This is a genomic window from Clostridium chromiireducens (assembly GCF_003575225.1).
GTDB lineage: Bacteria > Bacillota > Clostridia > Clostridiales > Clostridiaceae > Clostridium > Clostridium chromiireducens.
Genome location: NZ_QXDJ01000007.1, coordinates 242,373 through 257,118, shown reverse-complemented (window position 1 = coordinate 257,118; position 14,746 = coordinate 242,373). Strand labels below are relative to the sequence as shown.

18 protein-coding genes and 1 pseudogene are annotated in these 14,746 nt (G+C 28.0%); 5 read left to right on the top strand and 14 right to left on the bottom strand.

Features of this window, described 5'->3' with window-relative positions; translation table 11 throughout:
• Positions 1-210: 210 nt before the first annotated feature.
• From D2A34_RS23330 to D2A34_RS23315, 4 genes are all read right to left on the bottom strand, one after another.
• Positions 211-393, bottom strand: a complete 183-nt coding sequence (locus tag D2A34_RS23330) for a hypothetical protein (RefSeq protein ID WP_119368080.1) — start codon at positions 391-393, stop codon at positions 211-213.
• Positions 394-500: 107 nt separating this feature from the next.
• Positions 501-704 (bottom strand): hypothetical protein, encoded by a 204-nt coding sequence (locus D2A34_RS23325; RefSeq protein ID WP_119368079.1) that lies wholly within the window; start codon positions 702-704, stop codon positions 501-503.
• 117 nt (positions 705-821) lie between these two features.
• Entirely contained in the window at positions 822-1,277 is a 456-nt protein-coding gene (locus D2A34_RS23320; RefSeq protein ID WP_119368078.1) for a hypothetical protein, read from the bottom strand.
• Between the two features lie 42 nt (positions 1,278-1,319).
• Positions 1,320-1,841, bottom strand: coding sequence for a zinc ribbon domain-containing protein (locus tag D2A34_RS23315; RefSeq protein ID WP_119368077.1), 522 nt, complete (start codon positions 1,839-1,841; stop codon positions 1,320-1,322).
• Positions 1,842-2,376: 535 nt separating this feature from the next.
• Here D2A34_RS23315 and D2A34_RS27715 point away from each other — a divergent pair.
• Positions 2,377-2,533 (top strand): annotated as a pseudogene (locus D2A34_RS27715) (transposase); the annotation flags it as partial.
• 70 nt (positions 2,534-2,603) lie between these two features.
• Complete coding sequence (locus D2A34_RS27710; protein WP_147357754.1) at positions 2,604-2,816, top strand: hypothetical protein; 213 nt, start codon at positions 2,604-2,606, stop codon at positions 2,814-2,816.
• A gap of 1,004 nt (positions 2,817-3,820) precedes the next feature.
• Here the strand turns inward: D2A34_RS27710 and D2A34_RS23305 are convergent.
• The 7 genes from D2A34_RS23305 to D2A34_RS23275 all read right to left on the bottom strand — a co-directional run bounded on the left by D2A34_RS23305 (position 3,821) and on the right by D2A34_RS23275 (position 9,931).
• Positions 3,821-4,189, bottom strand: a complete 369-nt coding sequence (locus D2A34_RS23305; protein ID WP_119368075.1) for a hypothetical protein — start codon at positions 4,187-4,189, stop codon at positions 3,821-3,823.
• Between the two features lie 58 nt (positions 4,190-4,247).
• Positions 4,248-4,679: a zinc ribbon domain-containing protein gene (locus tag D2A34_RS23300; RefSeq protein WP_119368074.1), complete on the bottom strand. Its 432-nt coding sequence runs from the start codon at positions 4,677-4,679 to the stop codon at positions 4,248-4,250.
• 396 nt (positions 4,680-5,075) lie between these two features.
• Positions 5,076-6,425 (bottom strand): sigma-54-dependent transcriptional regulator, encoded by a 1,350-nt coding sequence (locus D2A34_RS23295; RefSeq protein WP_279221650.1) that lies wholly within the window; start codon positions 6,423-6,425, stop codon positions 5,076-5,078.
• Positions 6,426-7,829 (bottom strand): two-component system sensor histidine kinase NtrB, encoded by a 1,404-nt coding sequence (locus tag D2A34_RS23290; protein WP_119368073.1) that lies wholly within the window; start codon positions 7,827-7,829, stop codon positions 6,426-6,428. It lies immediately after the preceding gene.
• Positions 7,826-8,089: a zinc ribbon domain-containing protein gene (locus D2A34_RS23285; protein WP_119368072.1), complete on the bottom strand. Its 264-nt coding sequence runs from the start codon at positions 8,087-8,089 to the stop codon at positions 7,826-7,828. The genes D2A34_RS23290 and D2A34_RS23285 overlap by 4 nt, the downstream gene beginning before the upstream one ends.
• Positions 8,086-8,445 (bottom strand): zinc-ribbon domain-containing protein, encoded by a 360-nt coding sequence (locus tag D2A34_RS23280; protein WP_119368071.1) that lies wholly within the window; start codon positions 8,443-8,445, stop codon positions 8,086-8,088. Before D2A34_RS23280 ends, D2A34_RS23285 begins: the two co-directional genes overlap by 4 nt.
• A 340-nt stretch (positions 8,446-8,785) precedes the next feature.
• The gene (locus D2A34_RS23275) at positions 8,786-9,931 is read right to left on the bottom strand and encodes a ParM/StbA family protein (protein WP_119368070.1); all 1,146 of its coding nucleotides are present in this window, start codon (positions 9,929-9,931) and stop codon (positions 8,786-8,788) included.
• Positions 9,932-10,157: 226 nt separating this feature from the next.
• Between D2A34_RS23275 and D2A34_RS23270 the strand changes: the two genes are divergently transcribed.
• Together D2A34_RS23270 and D2A34_RS23265 are read left to right on the top strand one after the other, a co-directional pair.
• Positions 10,158-10,400 carry a zinc ribbon domain-containing protein gene (locus D2A34_RS23270; RefSeq protein ID WP_182629451.1) on the top strand — a complete coding sequence of 81 codons (243 nt, stop codon included), beginning with the start codon at positions 10,158-10,160 and terminating at the stop codon, positions 10,398-10,400.
• Between the two features lie 308 nt (positions 10,401-10,708).
• Entirely contained in the window at positions 10,709-11,812 is a 1,104-nt protein-coding gene (locus D2A34_RS23265; RefSeq protein WP_119368068.1) for a 4Fe-4S binding protein, read from the top strand.
• Positions 11,813-12,045: 233 nt separating this feature from the next.
• Here D2A34_RS23265 and D2A34_RS23260 read toward each other — a convergent pair whose 3' ends face one another.
• The 3 genes from D2A34_RS23260 to D2A34_RS23250 form a co-directional block, all read right to left on the bottom strand.
• The gene (locus D2A34_RS23260) at positions 12,046-12,255 is read right to left on the bottom strand and encodes a DUF378 domain-containing protein (protein WP_119368067.1); all 210 of its coding nucleotides are present in this window, start codon (positions 12,253-12,255) and stop codon (positions 12,046-12,048) included.
• A 198-nt stretch (positions 12,256-12,453) separates the two neighbouring features.
• On the bottom strand, positions 12,454-12,801 hold the full coding sequence (locus D2A34_RS23255; RefSeq protein ID WP_119368066.1) for a four-helix bundle copper-binding protein: 348 nt from the start codon (positions 12,799-12,801) through the stop codon (positions 12,454-12,456).
• Positions 12,802-13,034: 233 nt separating this feature from the next.
• Positions 13,035-13,934, bottom strand: a complete 900-nt coding sequence (locus D2A34_RS23250) for an N-acetylmuramoyl-L-alanine amidase (protein ID WP_119368065.1) — start codon at positions 13,932-13,934, stop codon at positions 13,035-13,037.
• A 169-nt stretch (positions 13,935-14,103) separates the two neighbouring features.
• On the opposite strand from D2A34_RS23250, the gene D2A34_RS23245 reads away from it, so the two are divergent.
• On the top strand, positions 14,104-14,676 hold the full coding sequence (locus D2A34_RS23245) for a sigma-70 family RNA polymerase sigma factor (protein ID WP_119368064.1): 573 nt from the start codon (positions 14,104-14,106) through the stop codon (positions 14,674-14,676).
• Positions 14,677-14,746 lie beyond the last annotated feature (70 nt).

The window sequence follows — 14,746 nt, the reverse complement described above, 5'->3', positions numbered from 1 at the left end:
CTAATTTAAACCATGCATTATTTTTCATAATTACTTCTCCTCCTGATTTGTTTTATTTTCTATTAATTCTATATTTTTATCATAGCTATAAAAATTATTTTCTACATCATTAACACTTACATAATAAGAACTTTAACGTTCTATAAACAAGCTTGCAATATAGACATACTATATTAGAATGACACTCTTGCTTGATAGATAATTTTGGACTTATCTGCTAGAACTTTTTATATAATTAACTATAGCGTAATCAAGCTTTTCACTTATAGCTAATAAATTTTTATATTTATCCTTGCTCATATATTTAAAATTTATAGTAACATCTTTATTGAGCTTGTCTCTCAATTTTTCTACTTCTTCTTTTAATACATGTATCTCTTCTGTTCCGTTCAAAATATATCCCTCCTAATATAGTTTCTTATATTTGCAAGCCTGATTTGAAGATTATCATATGAACTTCTTGGTAATTATTTTAAAACCATAAGTTTAATAATCCATAATTAAACTTCTTCATATTGAACTGTTTTAATTTCTTCTTGACCATTCGATTTTTTATTTTTGAAAGTTCCTTTCAAAATTTCAATATCTTCTGGTGTAAATATATTATTTTTTACTATTAACGCTATTCCTCCTAGTAAACTAACAACAAATACTATAAATAGTATTTTAATTAAATAAAGCAATAATACTGCTCCTATTCCCATAGTAACTCCTCCTTTAAATTATCTTAAATTAATGTACAGCTGCCAAATTGTTATACATGAAATTGACAGCCTTATTCAGTTATATAAATTATTATATTCTTTCTAACAAGATTCTTTTTACATCATCCCATTCATCATTCCCATCATCCCATTCATCATTCCCATCATGCCGCCACCTTGTGACATACCACCTTGAGAATTCATGCTTCCTTGCATATTCATTCCGCCTTGAGTATTCATGCTTCCTTGCATTGGCATATTGCCTTGCATATTCATTCCGCCTTGAGCATTCATGCTTCCTTGCATTGGCATATTGCCTTGCATGTTCATTCCGCCTTGAGTATTCATGCTTCCTTGCATTGGCATATTGCCTTGCATGTTCATTCCGCCCCCAGCATTCATATTACCTTGCATTTGCATTCCGCCTTGAGTATTCATATTACCTTGCATTTGATAGCCATTAGTATACTTATACGTGTTATATTCTTGTAATCCAAAAAGCACACCAAAACTTAATACTATACCTGCAATCGATACACCTGCTAATTTAAACCATGGATTTCTATTTATCATTTTATATTCCTCCCCATATTTGTTATTTTGATTATAATACTTTTAATTATTATTTTTAATTTTATACTTTGGTTGTTTTTTTAGCTTCTTTTTCGTATTTTGAGTTTCTTTATTTATATTATCATCTTGTACATTTATGTTTTTAGTTTCCTTTTTCAAATTTACAATTTCTGTATTTACACTCTCGGCTTTTATATTTATACTTTCAATTTCTGTTTTTGTATTTTCAGTTTCCTTTTTTATATTTACGATTTCTGTATCTACACTTTCAGCTTCTATATTTATACTTTTAGCTTCTTTTCTACAATATGGACAAAACTCCCATATTAAATCTAAATCTTTTCCACAATCATCACAGATTTTCTTAGTTGTTTTATTCTTTAAATTGAAAGTACCTTTTATAGTTTCAATATCATCAGTAGTAAAAATATTATTTTTTACTACTATAATTAACCCTATTATTAGTGCTGCCACAAATACAAAGAATAGAATTTTTATAAAGAACATTAATAATACTGATATTGTTCCACCAACTCCAACACCATAAACATTTCCGACATACATATGCCCACCTCCATAATTTCCTCTAAAATTTATATTAATTCCATTTCCTGCTGAAAATAATAAGCTTAAAATTTACTTCTTTCATAATTTCCCTTCTTCCTTCTAAAATTATTATTTTTCTTCACACTTATATATTTAGCAAAAACCATGCCAACTTTTAATGTTATTTTATCTTTTCATATATTAAAACTTATTTATGTTGATTTCATGAAGTTATCCATGTTTTTTAATTTTTTATCATTACTTTATAAATATAATCCACTCTAATTTCATTTCGCTGCTCCATTTAATATAAGCTACTATTTATACATAAATAAATCTTATCTTATATTTATATGAACTGTTCATATTTTTACAATTAACTGTTGAATCTTGTACAACTTTTATCTAATCTCTGGCTTACAACATAAAATGCTCACTAATTCAATTTACTTTCGAAAGATAAAAGAGGTTGTCGCACTAAAATTTGTGCACGGCTCTTTTTGCATAAAAAAATAAATCTCAGATTCTACGAATCTAAGATTTATGATAAAATATTTTTATTTATGCTTATATGAATAAACTATATTCATATAGAGACATTGAAAATGCATGCATTAGAGATATTAATTTTATGTTTTTACTTGAGGGTTTCACTGCTCCGGATCATGCCACATTTGCAATATTTAGAAGCTTACATTTTGCTCTATGTGCAGAATAAATTCTTGCAGAGATGACTAACTTCATTTATGATATTAAGTTATTTATAAAAATACAGTTCAAATGAAACATGTAAAAAAGCTTAGAAAAAAACTTTATGCACTGAAAAAGTCTGAAGGCATAGAATTCGTCTACAGATGTGGGAAAAGAAAGACTACATTACAACGTTCAATTGAAACTCTTGAAGGATATCTTGAAAAATTAAAAAAATACACAAAAAAGTATACACTTGCGTTAGCCATAACAGTTATTCAAAAACTGCTGTTGATGCTATAATTTATGAGAATGAAAGAAGATGCTATAAAAAATGGACAACTAAAGCAGCTAATAATTTGCAACATGCTAATAAATGTAAAATTATTTTATTATTCTTCATGACGAACACCTCTATAATTTTTAAATTATTATTAATTTTTATATAGGCAATTATCATGCCACCATATACATAAGATTTGTTATAATAGTATATATTTTTAAAGTATCGTAGCATAAAAACAGTAAGAATAAGTCATATATAATAGGATTTCCACAAATTTAGTCTTAATTAAATATATTTAATTTTACTCTAAATCACTTATCTCACTCTATAAATTGATTTATTTGTACTTAAATATCGATTCCTTTAATTTTAATCAAAATAACTTATAGATGTTGGTATTCAGTACATAATAAAAGCTGCTAACTTGTTTTATACAAAATTAGCAGCTTAACTTGAACATTATATGTTATTACATTGATCCTGGTGGCATTAATACGTACATGTAAATTAGATATCCTACTACTGCAAGTGCAACTATTCCTGCCGCTATTAATAATTTTTTATTCATACTACATCACTCCCACTATTTTTTCAGAATATTCAACATTAATACAGCGCCGTCAAGTTGTTGTATATAAAATTGACAGCATTTTTTAATTATCATAATTATTACATTGATCCTGGTGGCATCAATACATACATGTAAATTAAATATCCTATTACTGCAAGTGCAACTATTCCTGCTGCTATTAATAGTTTTTTATTCATATTCTGTCACTCCCAACTATCTTTTTAAATTATTTAATATTAATAAAATGCCGTCAAATTGTTTTATGTAAAATTGACAGCCTTATTTCAGTTATATAAATTATTACATTGATCCTGGTGGCATTAACACGTACATATAAATTAAATATCCTACTACTGCAAGTGCAACTACTCCTGCTGCTATTAATAATTTTTTATTCATAACTTGTCACTCCCAACTATATATTTATTATTTACTAAAAATATTATTTTATTACATCATTCCATTCATCATACTCATCATGCCACCCATCATGCCGCCACCTTGTGACATACCACCTTGGGAATTCATATTACCTTGCATATTCATACCGCCTTGTGCATTCATGCCTCCTTGCATTGGCATATTACCATTCATTCCACCCATCATGCCCATGTTTCCTTGCATGTTCATTCCACCTTGTGTATTCATATTACCTTGCATTTGCATATTGTTATTTCCATTGTTCATACCATTTTGCATTTGGTAACCATTATAATTACTATACGTATTGAATTGTTGTAAACTAAAAAGTATACCAAAACTCAATACTATACCTGCAAGCGATACTCCAGCTAATTTTAACCATGGATTTTTATTCATTTTAATTCCTCCCCATATTTATCTTTTCGTAATGACCTTAATTATTACTTTTATTTTTTTATACTTCTATTGTATTGTGAACTTCTTTTCCACAGTATGGACAAACTTTCCACTTTGTATCTAATTCTTTACCACAAGCATCACATACCTTTTTAGGTAATTGATTTTTTGAAGTAAAAGCACCTTTTATAGTTGCTATATCTTCTGGTGTAAAAATACTATTCTTTACAACTAAGATTAAACCTATTATTAACGCTACTACAAATACAAAAAGTAGAATCTTTATAAGAAACATTAATAATACTGATATTGTTCCTCCAAATCCAAAACCATAACCATTTCCCATATACATATGTTCACCTCCATAATATCCTCTAAAATTAACACTAATTCCATTTCCAGTTGAAAATAATAAGGAACTTGCTAGCCATAGAATTAGTAATCCTAATACTGAGAAAACAATAACTTTTAAAGTTGCATCTTTCTTCATACATTTTCACCTTCTCAAAATAATTATTTTTATCTATACTCATATTAACTAGCAAAAAGTATGCCAACTTTTAATATTGTTTTATCTTTATTTTATTTTACGATTTTATTATGTAGATATTATGAAGATATATATTCTTTTAGATATTTATTCTTCATTATGATATCCTTGGGATTTATCGCATTTAATATTAGATAAATAAAAACTATTATATTTTTATTAAGAGAACTTTATCTAATAAGGATTATAAATACTGTTCATATTTTTACACATAACTGTAGAATTTTGAACACCTGCATTTAATTATTCGCTTACAAAAAAGCAATCGTCATAATATACGATTGCTTCCTAAAAATTCAAGTGCAGATACCTGCAGCATCTGCATTTAAAGATTATTTATTTTAAATTATATTTATCCATTCTATATATAAGAGCATGCCTTGACATTCCTAATAATTTTGCTGCATGGGTTTGATTTCCTTTAGATCTCTCTAGCGCCTGTCTTACAAGACTTTCTTCTACTTCTTCTAGATTAACTCCATCTTCCGGTAATACGAAAATGTCTTTTTTATTTGAGTATGCACCTTTTACTATTTCCTTAGGCAACATTGATGCTTTTATTACTCCATCGACTGATAAAATAACTAGTCTTTCTATTAGGTTTTCCAGCTCTCTTATATTTCCTGGAAAATCATAAGCCATTAATAGTTCTATTACATCTTTTTCAATGTGAATTTTTCCTTTATTTATTTCACTTGAATATTTATCTATGAAAAAATCAGCTAATAAAGGAATATCCTCTTTTCTTTCCCTTAAAGCAGGCATGTTTATTGGTATAACCTTAAGTCTATATAGTAAATCCTCTCTAAATTCCCCTTTCTCAGCCATTTTTTCTAAATCCCTATTGGTAGCAGCAATTATCCTAACATTTGATTTAATAACTTCTGTACCACCTACACGCTCAAATTCTTTTTCCTGCAGTACTCTTAATATTTTTACCTGAAGTGCAAGACTAAGCTCTCCAATTTCATCTAAAAATAAAGTTCCTCCCTGTGCCCTATCAAATCTACCTAACTTTCTGCTAGCAGCTCCTGTAAAGGCACCTTTTTCATATCCAAACAATTCACTTTCTATTAGAGTTTCTGGAATAGCACCACAATTAACTTTTATATAAGGGTTATCTTTTCTAATACTTTTTTTATGAATGGAAGCTGCTATTCCTTCTTTACCAGTTCCACTTTCACCAATTATTAAAACAGTAGCATTTGTATCTGCCACTTTATCAACAACTTCAAATACCTCATGTAGCCTTTTACTATTACCAATTATCTTATCATCAAAACTTTGAGATACTGTTTCTTTTAAGTAATCAATTTCTTTATTTAATTTATCAAGATTTAAAGCTTTGGCAATTGATAATTTCAATTCTTTAATATCAAAAGGCTTTGAAATATAATCTGATGCCCCTACTTTCATGGCTTCTACTGCAGCATCTGTACTTCCATGAGCTGTTATCATTATTACAGGCACTTTTTCATTGATTTTCTTAATTCTTTTTAAAACCTCCATGCCATCAAGCTTTGGCATTTTATAATCTAGTATTACTATGTCAGGCTCTTCATCTAAAAATTTATTAAAAGCTTCTTCCCCGTCTTCTGCTTGCACAGGTATAAAGCCATCTTCTTTAAGATTCTTTTCTAATATCCATCTCATATTTTTCTCATCGTCTGCAATTAATATTTTCAACTATATTCCTCCTTCCAAATTTCGTGGAAAAAGTATTTCAAACCTAGTTCCCTCTCCAATTTTACTGTAAACATTAATTATCCCGCCATGATCCTCTATAATTCTGTGTACTATTGGAAGTCCCAAACCTGTTCCTTCATCTTTTGTTGTATAAAACGGATCAAATATCTTTTCAATGCTTTCTTCACTTATTCCTTGCCCTGTATCTTCAAAAATTATTCTAATCCATTTATCTTCATATATCTCTGTTGATATATTAACAATTCCTCCATTTGGCATCGCATCTACAGCATTAAACATTAAGTTTACAAAAGCCTGTTTTAATTGTTCCTTATCAAGCTCTATTATAGGAATATCAGACGTTAACAAATTAACCTCAACATTGTGCTGATCAGTATATTTATTTACTATAATTAAAACATCTTCTATTACTTGATTTAGAGAGTATAGATTTCTTTCATTCTTACTTGGTTTTCCAAATTCCATTAGCGACTTTATAACCTTATTTGCTCTTTCTATTTCTTCATCAATTATCTCTAATTCTTTTACAACCTCTTTATTGTCCTTCAGTTCACTTACCATGGTTTGCTCTATCATTTTAATAATAGCTAATGGATTTCTTATTTCATGAGCAATGCCTGTTGCTAATTGCCCTACAGAAGCTAATTTATCATTTCTCTGCATTTGATGCTTAATCTTCTTGATTTCTGTTATATCATCAATAATCAGAACTAGACCTTTATTTCTATTCTCTAAACTTAGTGGATATACATCTACTTTAATAACAATATTCTTATCATTATTTGATAATTCTATTTCTATATCTTTTACAAACCTTTCATTCTCTACAGCATTTATCATTTGCTTTTTAATAACTTCGTCCCATATATTTAAATCAAAAAAGTTCTGTCCTATGACATCACCTGGCATATTTAAAATCTCTTTAGCACTATTATTTATTGAAGTTATAAAAAAATCATTATTTATAGCAACAACTCCACTCTTTATACTTTGAATTATTGAATTTGTATAATTTTCAAGGATCATATATTTCTTTAATTGACTATCTACTTCTAAAAAGGCCAAGTTTCTCTTTTCAATTAAAATTCCTGAAATGGCACCCACTGCAAAAAATAATAATATATCTAGCAATTCAGTAATAGCCTCAAATTTAAAACCTATAAATAATAACCTTTGAGGTGAATATATTAAACTAACTAAAAGAGTTATGACTATAGAGCCTTTAAATCCAAAATTAAAAGCTGCAATAATAATTGGGATAAAATATAATAACCTATAAAATTGATGAAGGGGAGAATTAACTGTATCTGACATATAGTGCAGTATTGATATTATTGTAATTAATATAATAATCAATAACTTATACTTTAGTTTTTGCTTCATTTTTCTTCACCTTTTCTCAAATTAGCTTCGCAATAAGGGCAATATTTCCAAGATGCATCAACTATCTCACCACAATTAAAACACTTCTTTTTCAATGTTTCTTTACAAATTGGGCATACATTAAAATTCTTTTCTACAGGATTCCCACAATTAGGGCACTTCTTACTCTCATCTATTTTTAATATATTTTTGTGATTTTTCCCATAAATTAGAGTGTAGTAAATAATTATCGCTAATATAATTAAAAAGAATAATGTCATTTCTTATCACCACCTCTATCAAGTAGCTTTGTTCCGCATTTAGGACAAACCTTCCATGTTTCACTATCAATTTTATAACCACATTTTTTACATTTATTATCACTTACATTGGCAAATATATAATTAAATACCATCAACCCTAAAATAACTGAAATAAAGATAAAAATAATATATGGTAAGTATGAATAATAATTAAGGGAATTATTTGAATTTCTATATCCGCCCATGTGCATTCCCATCCCCATATGCATGCCGCTATTATAATTATTGAAAGTTCCTGGTAAAATGAAATTATATGCAAATATAATTAATATAACACCTAACAATAAATATATAATTATTTTATTATTCTTCATAGTTGTATACCTCCGTAAATTTTATTCCTTACTAATTTTATACAAGCAATTATTGTGCCAAAATATTTAACACACATACTTATATTACATATTTTTATAGCATGCTTATATAAAATAAAAATTCAAAGCCTATATTTTAACAAATATTATTTCTACACTTATACATATAATATTATCAGTATTATTGCGTTAAAAAAAGTAGATATTCAATTTGATTTAAATTCAAATTGAGTATATTTAGGTAAAGTTAAAATAATAAAAAAGGATTACCCAAGAAACTAGCTTTAGGTAATCCTTTTTTAATTCACTTTATAATACTTATATTTACATTTACTTAACTCTACAATGTGATTGCTGCATAATCAAATGAGTCATGTTGTGCATCTCTTAAACCTGTTTTATATTTATTGGCATTTTTCCATCCGCCAAGTGCATTTAGCATAATAGCATTTTGACTAAATATCATTGGTATTCTTCCTAACTCACTTTCTAAAATATGTTTAAATAAAAGTGATCCTCCGCCATTAAAAATTAATAAGCCTATATCAGGAAGTTGTACACCTGCGGCAGCTGCTTTGGCTGAAAACTCATCTACTAATTGGCGCCCTTCAAATTCTATAATCTCACTGCAAAGATCTTTAAATCCTGGTATTTCATTACCATATACCAGTAATTTCTCATTTTTAATAATAGTATTATCTATCTTGTGTCTTGGGACAGTGACTTTATGTTCTGTCTTTAGATAATCAACTACTCTATTTAATGGATCTATGGTTCCTTTCTCCATTCCAAAGAAAGTTCTGAGTTCAAAATTTTGCATAACTGTTATATCTGTAGTTAAAGCACCAATATCAAAACCTAGTATTGTACGTTCTGAATACTTCTCTACATATTCGTTAAGAAGTTCACCCTCATCATCATACATTACTGCATTTATTGCGCTTAGTCCCTCTGGCTCAACAGTTACTCCTACTATATCGAATTCTACTTCAATCCCATTAAATATAGGATTTAAAAATTTTACATGATGAATTCCCATTAGTTTGTCCTGAAGAATTCTAACATTTTCTTTGTTATTCTTGAAATATTCTTCTGTAGGTAACATTGTTCCTAAAACAACTTTCTCTTTAATTCGTGTCTTATTAGGTGTAATTAAAGATAATGCAATAGAAGTTAAAAGTACAATAAGACTATTTTTATCTTCAGCTTTTCCATTATGTCTATCTACCACAGTTTTTTCTTTTATTATACCTCTATTAAAATTATAGGCCATCCCACCAACAAAGTATTTTCCTATATTTTCATTTTTACTTTTAATATCTACTTCTAATAAGTTTAATGGATATCTTGTATCCTCATTTATAACTCTTCTAACATACCATGGAGATGTTAAATTTAATACTAACAATTCCTTCTTAGTTGGCCCTATAATTTTAAAAGCGTCATTTCCCATATCCACACCTATTGACAATATATTGTTTTCCATACTAATCCTCCTCATCTGATAACCCTCGATTACTACCATTTTTGTAAATCACTAGTAAAATTATACAGCATCAAACATAGAACTTCAATATTTCTTACAATATTTGTTAAATAAATCATATTTCATAAATATTTATTATTCACTCATTTTCGCCAATTAGATACTTTTGACTTTTTCCCAATAAATGTATATAATTTTATATATTATGGCATTGGAGTTGTTGTTTATGATAAATAATAAATTTGTACAAAAAAAATGTAAATCCTGCGGAAAAATCATTGATGAAAAATGGGATTATTGCCCTTATTGTAAAGTTAAACAAGTAAAGGTTAAATGTATATTCTGCAAAAATGATTTAAACCCTACCTGGAACTTTTGTCCTTATTGCAAAAATAAAAGAAATCAAGATAGTAGAGATAAAGTACTAGAATATGGAAATGAATGGTTAAAAGAAATTCTTAAAAAATGACATTTTTCTTCATAAAAACTTCATAGTTAAATTATATAATTTATTTTGATATAATTACATTTGAAACACTTATGAAGATATCATACTTTTGAAATTTTGATAATGGTAATATAAAAATTACTGACTTTGTAATTTTTAAAAACTTCATTTTTATGTCTACCAAAATCTGAAGTTGTATTAGATACTAACCGGAGTCTAGATGATAATATACATAGTTAGTATTTTAATTATCTCATACCTCTTTATAATGATGTGACAAAATAATTCACAGGCTAGAAGCAACTCAGAACAAGGAGGGTTAAATCAAAATGAAAAACAAAGTTTTAGTATTCTGGAAGAAGTACTCTTATTTAATTATGCTATCCAATCTTTTAATAGGTCTTATACACCCCATGGTTGCGCTAATATTTACCATATGTATGATGGGACCTGCCGTTGTTGGTTTTTTTACCGGGCGTTTTTGGTGTGGTAGCATATGTCCAATTGGTAATTTCTTTGATAAAGTAACCATTAAAACAAGTAGAGGTCATAAAGTTCCCAAAATTTTCAAATCCACTTTTCTGAAAATTATCATAGCAATTACTATGATAATCATGTTTATCTATGATATGAAATCAGCCTGGGGAAATGGTAATCGAGTTGGTTTTATTTACTTCGAAATGATAATGGAATCTATTATTATTGGGACTCTGTTATCTCTTTTATACAATCATAGAGTTTGGTGTCATTTCTGCCCCATGGGAAGTATGGGATCATTAATGGCAAAGTTCAGCAAAAATAAGAAGGTACTCGAAGTATCTGCAGATTGTATAAATTGTGGAAAGTGCTCAGATAATTGTCCTATGGGCGTTTCTCCATCTGATTTTAAAGATAATAAAATCAATTCACCTGATTGTATTCAGTGTAGAAAATGTGTGTATGAATGTCCTCAAAAATCTATATCTTATGATAGAACTAAGTTTAAAAATAATTTTTTAGTAAACGAAAAGCTAACAATTAAACCCAAAAAAAATAGTGTTGTTGTTAATACTTTTGAAGAAAATATGGTAATATCAATAATTTTTACACTACCAATTATAATTCTATCTATGAATATGTTTTCTAGCCATTTATTAAGCACTACAGCTTCGCTTGCAAAAATAGCAATTACTAAGTTAATATTAACTTCAATTGTTATGTTATCGATTATTGATTTCTTACAATTAGGTTTAACTTCACTTTTTAAAGGACATCCAAATAGATATTCTGTAATTGCTACTGGTATAATATCTTGGTATGCTTATCAGGTATTAGTTGTTTATTTAGTGCTTACTGTTAATCCAGCATTTACATATAATATAAATTTATCAACGTTAGCCATTATAATAACTTGTATAAATATTATTAGATATTTAAAAGTAAAGAGAAATTAAGATTGCTCAATATTACTTAATCAAAATATATACAGATTCAGCATGATTTTAGAACTGTGCCAATATATTTTTAATGTCTTGGTACAGTCTGTATTATTCAATATGAATAGAACAATAATCTATGAAAATTAATAGAAGTTAAATAAAAAAAGAGTTGCCTTAAAATCATTGTAACTAAAAAAGCCAACTCTTTTCATTATATTTTTATAATATATTTATTTTAAAATAACTTTTTAAACAACTTCAGTATTTGTACCCTTGAATAATAAATAAACTACATATACTCCCGCTACACCGACTATCCCGCAAACTACTCTATCCACCCAAGACATTGCTACAGGTGCAGATCCTAATAAAGAGCCTATGAAGTCAGCTCCAAAAAAACCTATTATTCCTAATCTTATAGCAGCTGCAATAACTAATACCCATGTTATTGTTCTCATTGTAATTCACTTCCTTTTAATAGATACATTTATTTTGTTATGTCTAAATTTAATTATGAAATCCTAAATATATTCAGTTATATTTCAGTAGATTATATCAAATTACAAGCTTATTGCACGTAATTACATTTACTTAGGTATTAATGTAAATAAGCAATTAATAACTTAATTATATTATTAATTACTTATTTTTTTGTATTACATATTGCCCATTTTTCTACATTCATCAGCGCATGTGCGACATTCAGAAGCACATTGTTGACAATGATCATCTTTAAACATTTCACATTCTTGTGCACATTTATCACAAACTGTAGCACATAATTGACAATGTTGTTTTGAAAATTGACTATCCATTGCCATCATTGATGAAGACATTTCACACATTTGCGCACATTCAACAAGAAGACTTATACAATTTTTTCTTGCTTGGACGTCTGCTTCATTTAAGCATGCTTTAAAACATTCATAACACGCTTGCGCACATCTGTTACATTCATCTATACATACTTGATATTTGTTTTGAGTCATTACAGCCATACTCATTTTATTTTCCTCCTAAAATAATGATTTAGATATTTTAAATACCTAAACTATTATTTGTATATGAATAAATATTATACTATTAAATTAACGCACAATATAAAATTATAAGTATTATCCCCCAATGGATAAGAAGTCATTAATTATTATTTATGGATATTTAAAATTTATCTTCATAATAATACGCAAATTATATAGTAAAACAGATTTTTATACAAAAAAGCCATGTAGAAGATTTAATTATCAATCCAAACTCCGTGCTTATCAACTTTCCATCCGTCAGAAGTAACACAATCACAATGCATTTGTCCATATACATTAAAAGCATAACAACCATCATCAATCCACAACCACAAAGGCTTCTCCTTATTTCCCCTAACCATCTTACAGCTTTCATCTAAGTAATACCAAGCCCTATCACCTTCATCATAATACCAGGAATTTTGTAATGCATATCCTCTACCATCAAATATATACCATTCCCCATCAATATTTTTCCAACCATTTTCTGCTGTATAATAATATTTATTTTCCGTATTGGTGCAAAACCACCACCCAATATCATTTTTATTCCATCCCGCTTTCCATTCTCCATTACTAGAACCATCTAATCCAACTAATGCATTAACAATAGCTCTTGCAATAACTTCTGGATTATACATAGATACATCTGAACTATCAGCAAACAAACACTCAACTAAAATTGCAGGCATAACGGTTCTATTTAAAACAATAAGACTCCTTGTCCTTACACCTCTATTTGGTAAATTTAAAGTACTAGCTAAAGCATTAGTTACCTTCACTGCATATTGATTAGCCACTTCTGATTTTCCAGTAACCAATACTTCTGGACCAGTTCCTCCCCCTGCATTAATATGAATCTCAACATATAACTCCACATTTGCTGTCTTTGCAATTTCATTAGCTTGGTTTGCTCTAAGATAACAATCTTCACAATTATAACTATTGCTTTTATCTATTCTAAGTAAATTAGCACAATGACCTTTTTCTTGTAAATACTCTGCAACCAAAGCTCCAATTTCTCTTACACAGTTACTTTCATCAACTCTATCAACAACACCACATCCAATATTTCCACTTGCAGTATGACCAACAGCAATTATAAAATCAATCATTTTTTACACCATCCTTCAAAATTTTATGCTTAATATTAATTTCTCTTATACGTTATATGTCTATTAACCATATATACTATATGTAGAGGTAAATTTAATACTAAACACAATATATGTAAATTAATTGATTGATTTAATTCCTAACTCTTAGTTGAAGAAGGAGGTTTATATGGATTTTGATTATATTGAAACTTTAGTTACCAGATGCAAAAATAATGATGAAAAAGCAAAAGAAAAATTAGCTTATGAATTTAGACCTTTAATTTATAATATTTCTAAAAGAACTTTCGTTGATGGGTATAACCAACATGATATTATCCAGGAATGTTATCAGTCACTTTTTAAATCTGTTTCGATGTACAATCTAGAAAAGCATAGATTTGTTGCCTATGCTACTAATGCAATTAAAAATAATATGAATGATTTAATCAAGAGAATTAAGACTAAAAGTTCTACTGAGGGTAATGATGCATTAAGCTTACATGATGATGTTGAAAAAGACTTTCCTTCACTTGAAGTCTCCACTGAAACTTCATTATGTGAAATGTGCGATTATGAAGATTTAAGACTGGCTCTAATAAATTTAAATGAAGAGGAAAAACAATTTATAGATTTTGTATTCTTTAAAAATTATACAGTTCTGGATTATGCTAATATAAAAGATATGTGTTACTCTACTGCTATTCTAAAAAAGAAAACTATTTTAATGAAAATTCTTAATAATATTTCATTGTATTATTAAGCAAAAAAATCTAACAGCTTCAAGGTTCAATGTGATCCTTGGGGCTGTTATCTTTAATATAATAATATCA

Bases quoted from the DNA above. Each gene is read 5' to 3' on its own strand.
- D2A34_RS23300 (WP_119368074.1), bottom strand. From the start codon at position 4,679: ATGAAGAAAGATGCAACTTTAAAAGTTATTGTTTTCTCAGTATTAGGA.
- D2A34_RS23255 (WP_119368066.1), bottom strand. From the start codon at position 12,801: ATGAGTATGGCTGTAATGACTCAAAACAAATATCAAGTATGTATAGAT.
- D2A34_RS23320 (WP_119368078.1), bottom strand. From the start codon at position 1,277: ATGATAAATAGAAATCCATGGTTTAAATTAGCAGGTGTATCGATTGCA.
- D2A34_RS23285 (WP_119368072.1), bottom strand. From the start codon at position 8,089: ATGACATTATTCTTTTTAATTATATTAGCGATAATTATTTACTACACT.
- D2A34_RS23315 (WP_119368077.1), bottom strand. From the start codon at position 1,841: ATGTATGTCGGAAATGTTTATGGTGTTGGAGTTGGTGGAACAATATCA.
- D2A34_RS23245 (WP_119368064.1), top strand. From the start codon at position 14,104: ATGGATTTTGATTATATTGAAACTTTAGTTACCAGATGCAAAAATAAT.
- D2A34_RS23275 (WP_119368070.1), bottom strand. From the start codon at position 9,931: ATGGAAAACAATATATTGTCAATAGGTGTGGATATGGGAAATGACGCT.
- D2A34_RS23270 (WP_182629451.1), top strand. From the start codon at position 10,158: ATGATAAATAATAAATTTGTACAAAAAAAATGTAAATCCTGCGGAAAA.
- D2A34_RS27710 (WP_147357754.1), top strand. From the start codon at position 2,604: ATGAAACATGTAAAAAAGCTTAGAAAAAAACTTTATGCACTGAAAAAG.
- D2A34_RS23260 (WP_119368067.1), bottom strand. From the start codon at position 12,255: ATGAGAACAATAACATGGGTATTAGTTATTGCAGCTGCTATAAGATTA.
- D2A34_RS23305 (WP_119368075.1), bottom strand. From the start codon at position 4,189: ATGAATAAAAATCCATGGTTAAAATTAGCTGGAGTATCGCTTGCAGGT.
- D2A34_RS23265 (WP_119368068.1), top strand. From the start codon at position 10,709: ATGAAAAACAAAGTTTTAGTATTCTGGAAGAAGTACTCTTATTTAATT.
- D2A34_RS23290 (WP_119368073.1), bottom strand. From the start codon at position 7,829: ATGAAGCAAAAACTAAAGTATAAGTTATTGATTATTATATTAATTACA.
- D2A34_RS23280 (WP_119368071.1), bottom strand. From the start codon at position 8,445: ATGAAGAATAATAAAATAATTATATATTTATTGTTAGGTGTTATATTA.
- D2A34_RS23250 (WP_119368065.1), bottom strand. From the start codon at position 13,934: ATGATTGATTTTATAATTGCTGTTGGTCATACTGCAAGTGGAAATATT.
- D2A34_RS23325 (WP_119368079.1), bottom strand. From the start codon at position 704: ATGGGAATAGGAGCAGTATTATTGCTTTATTTAATTAAAATACTATTT.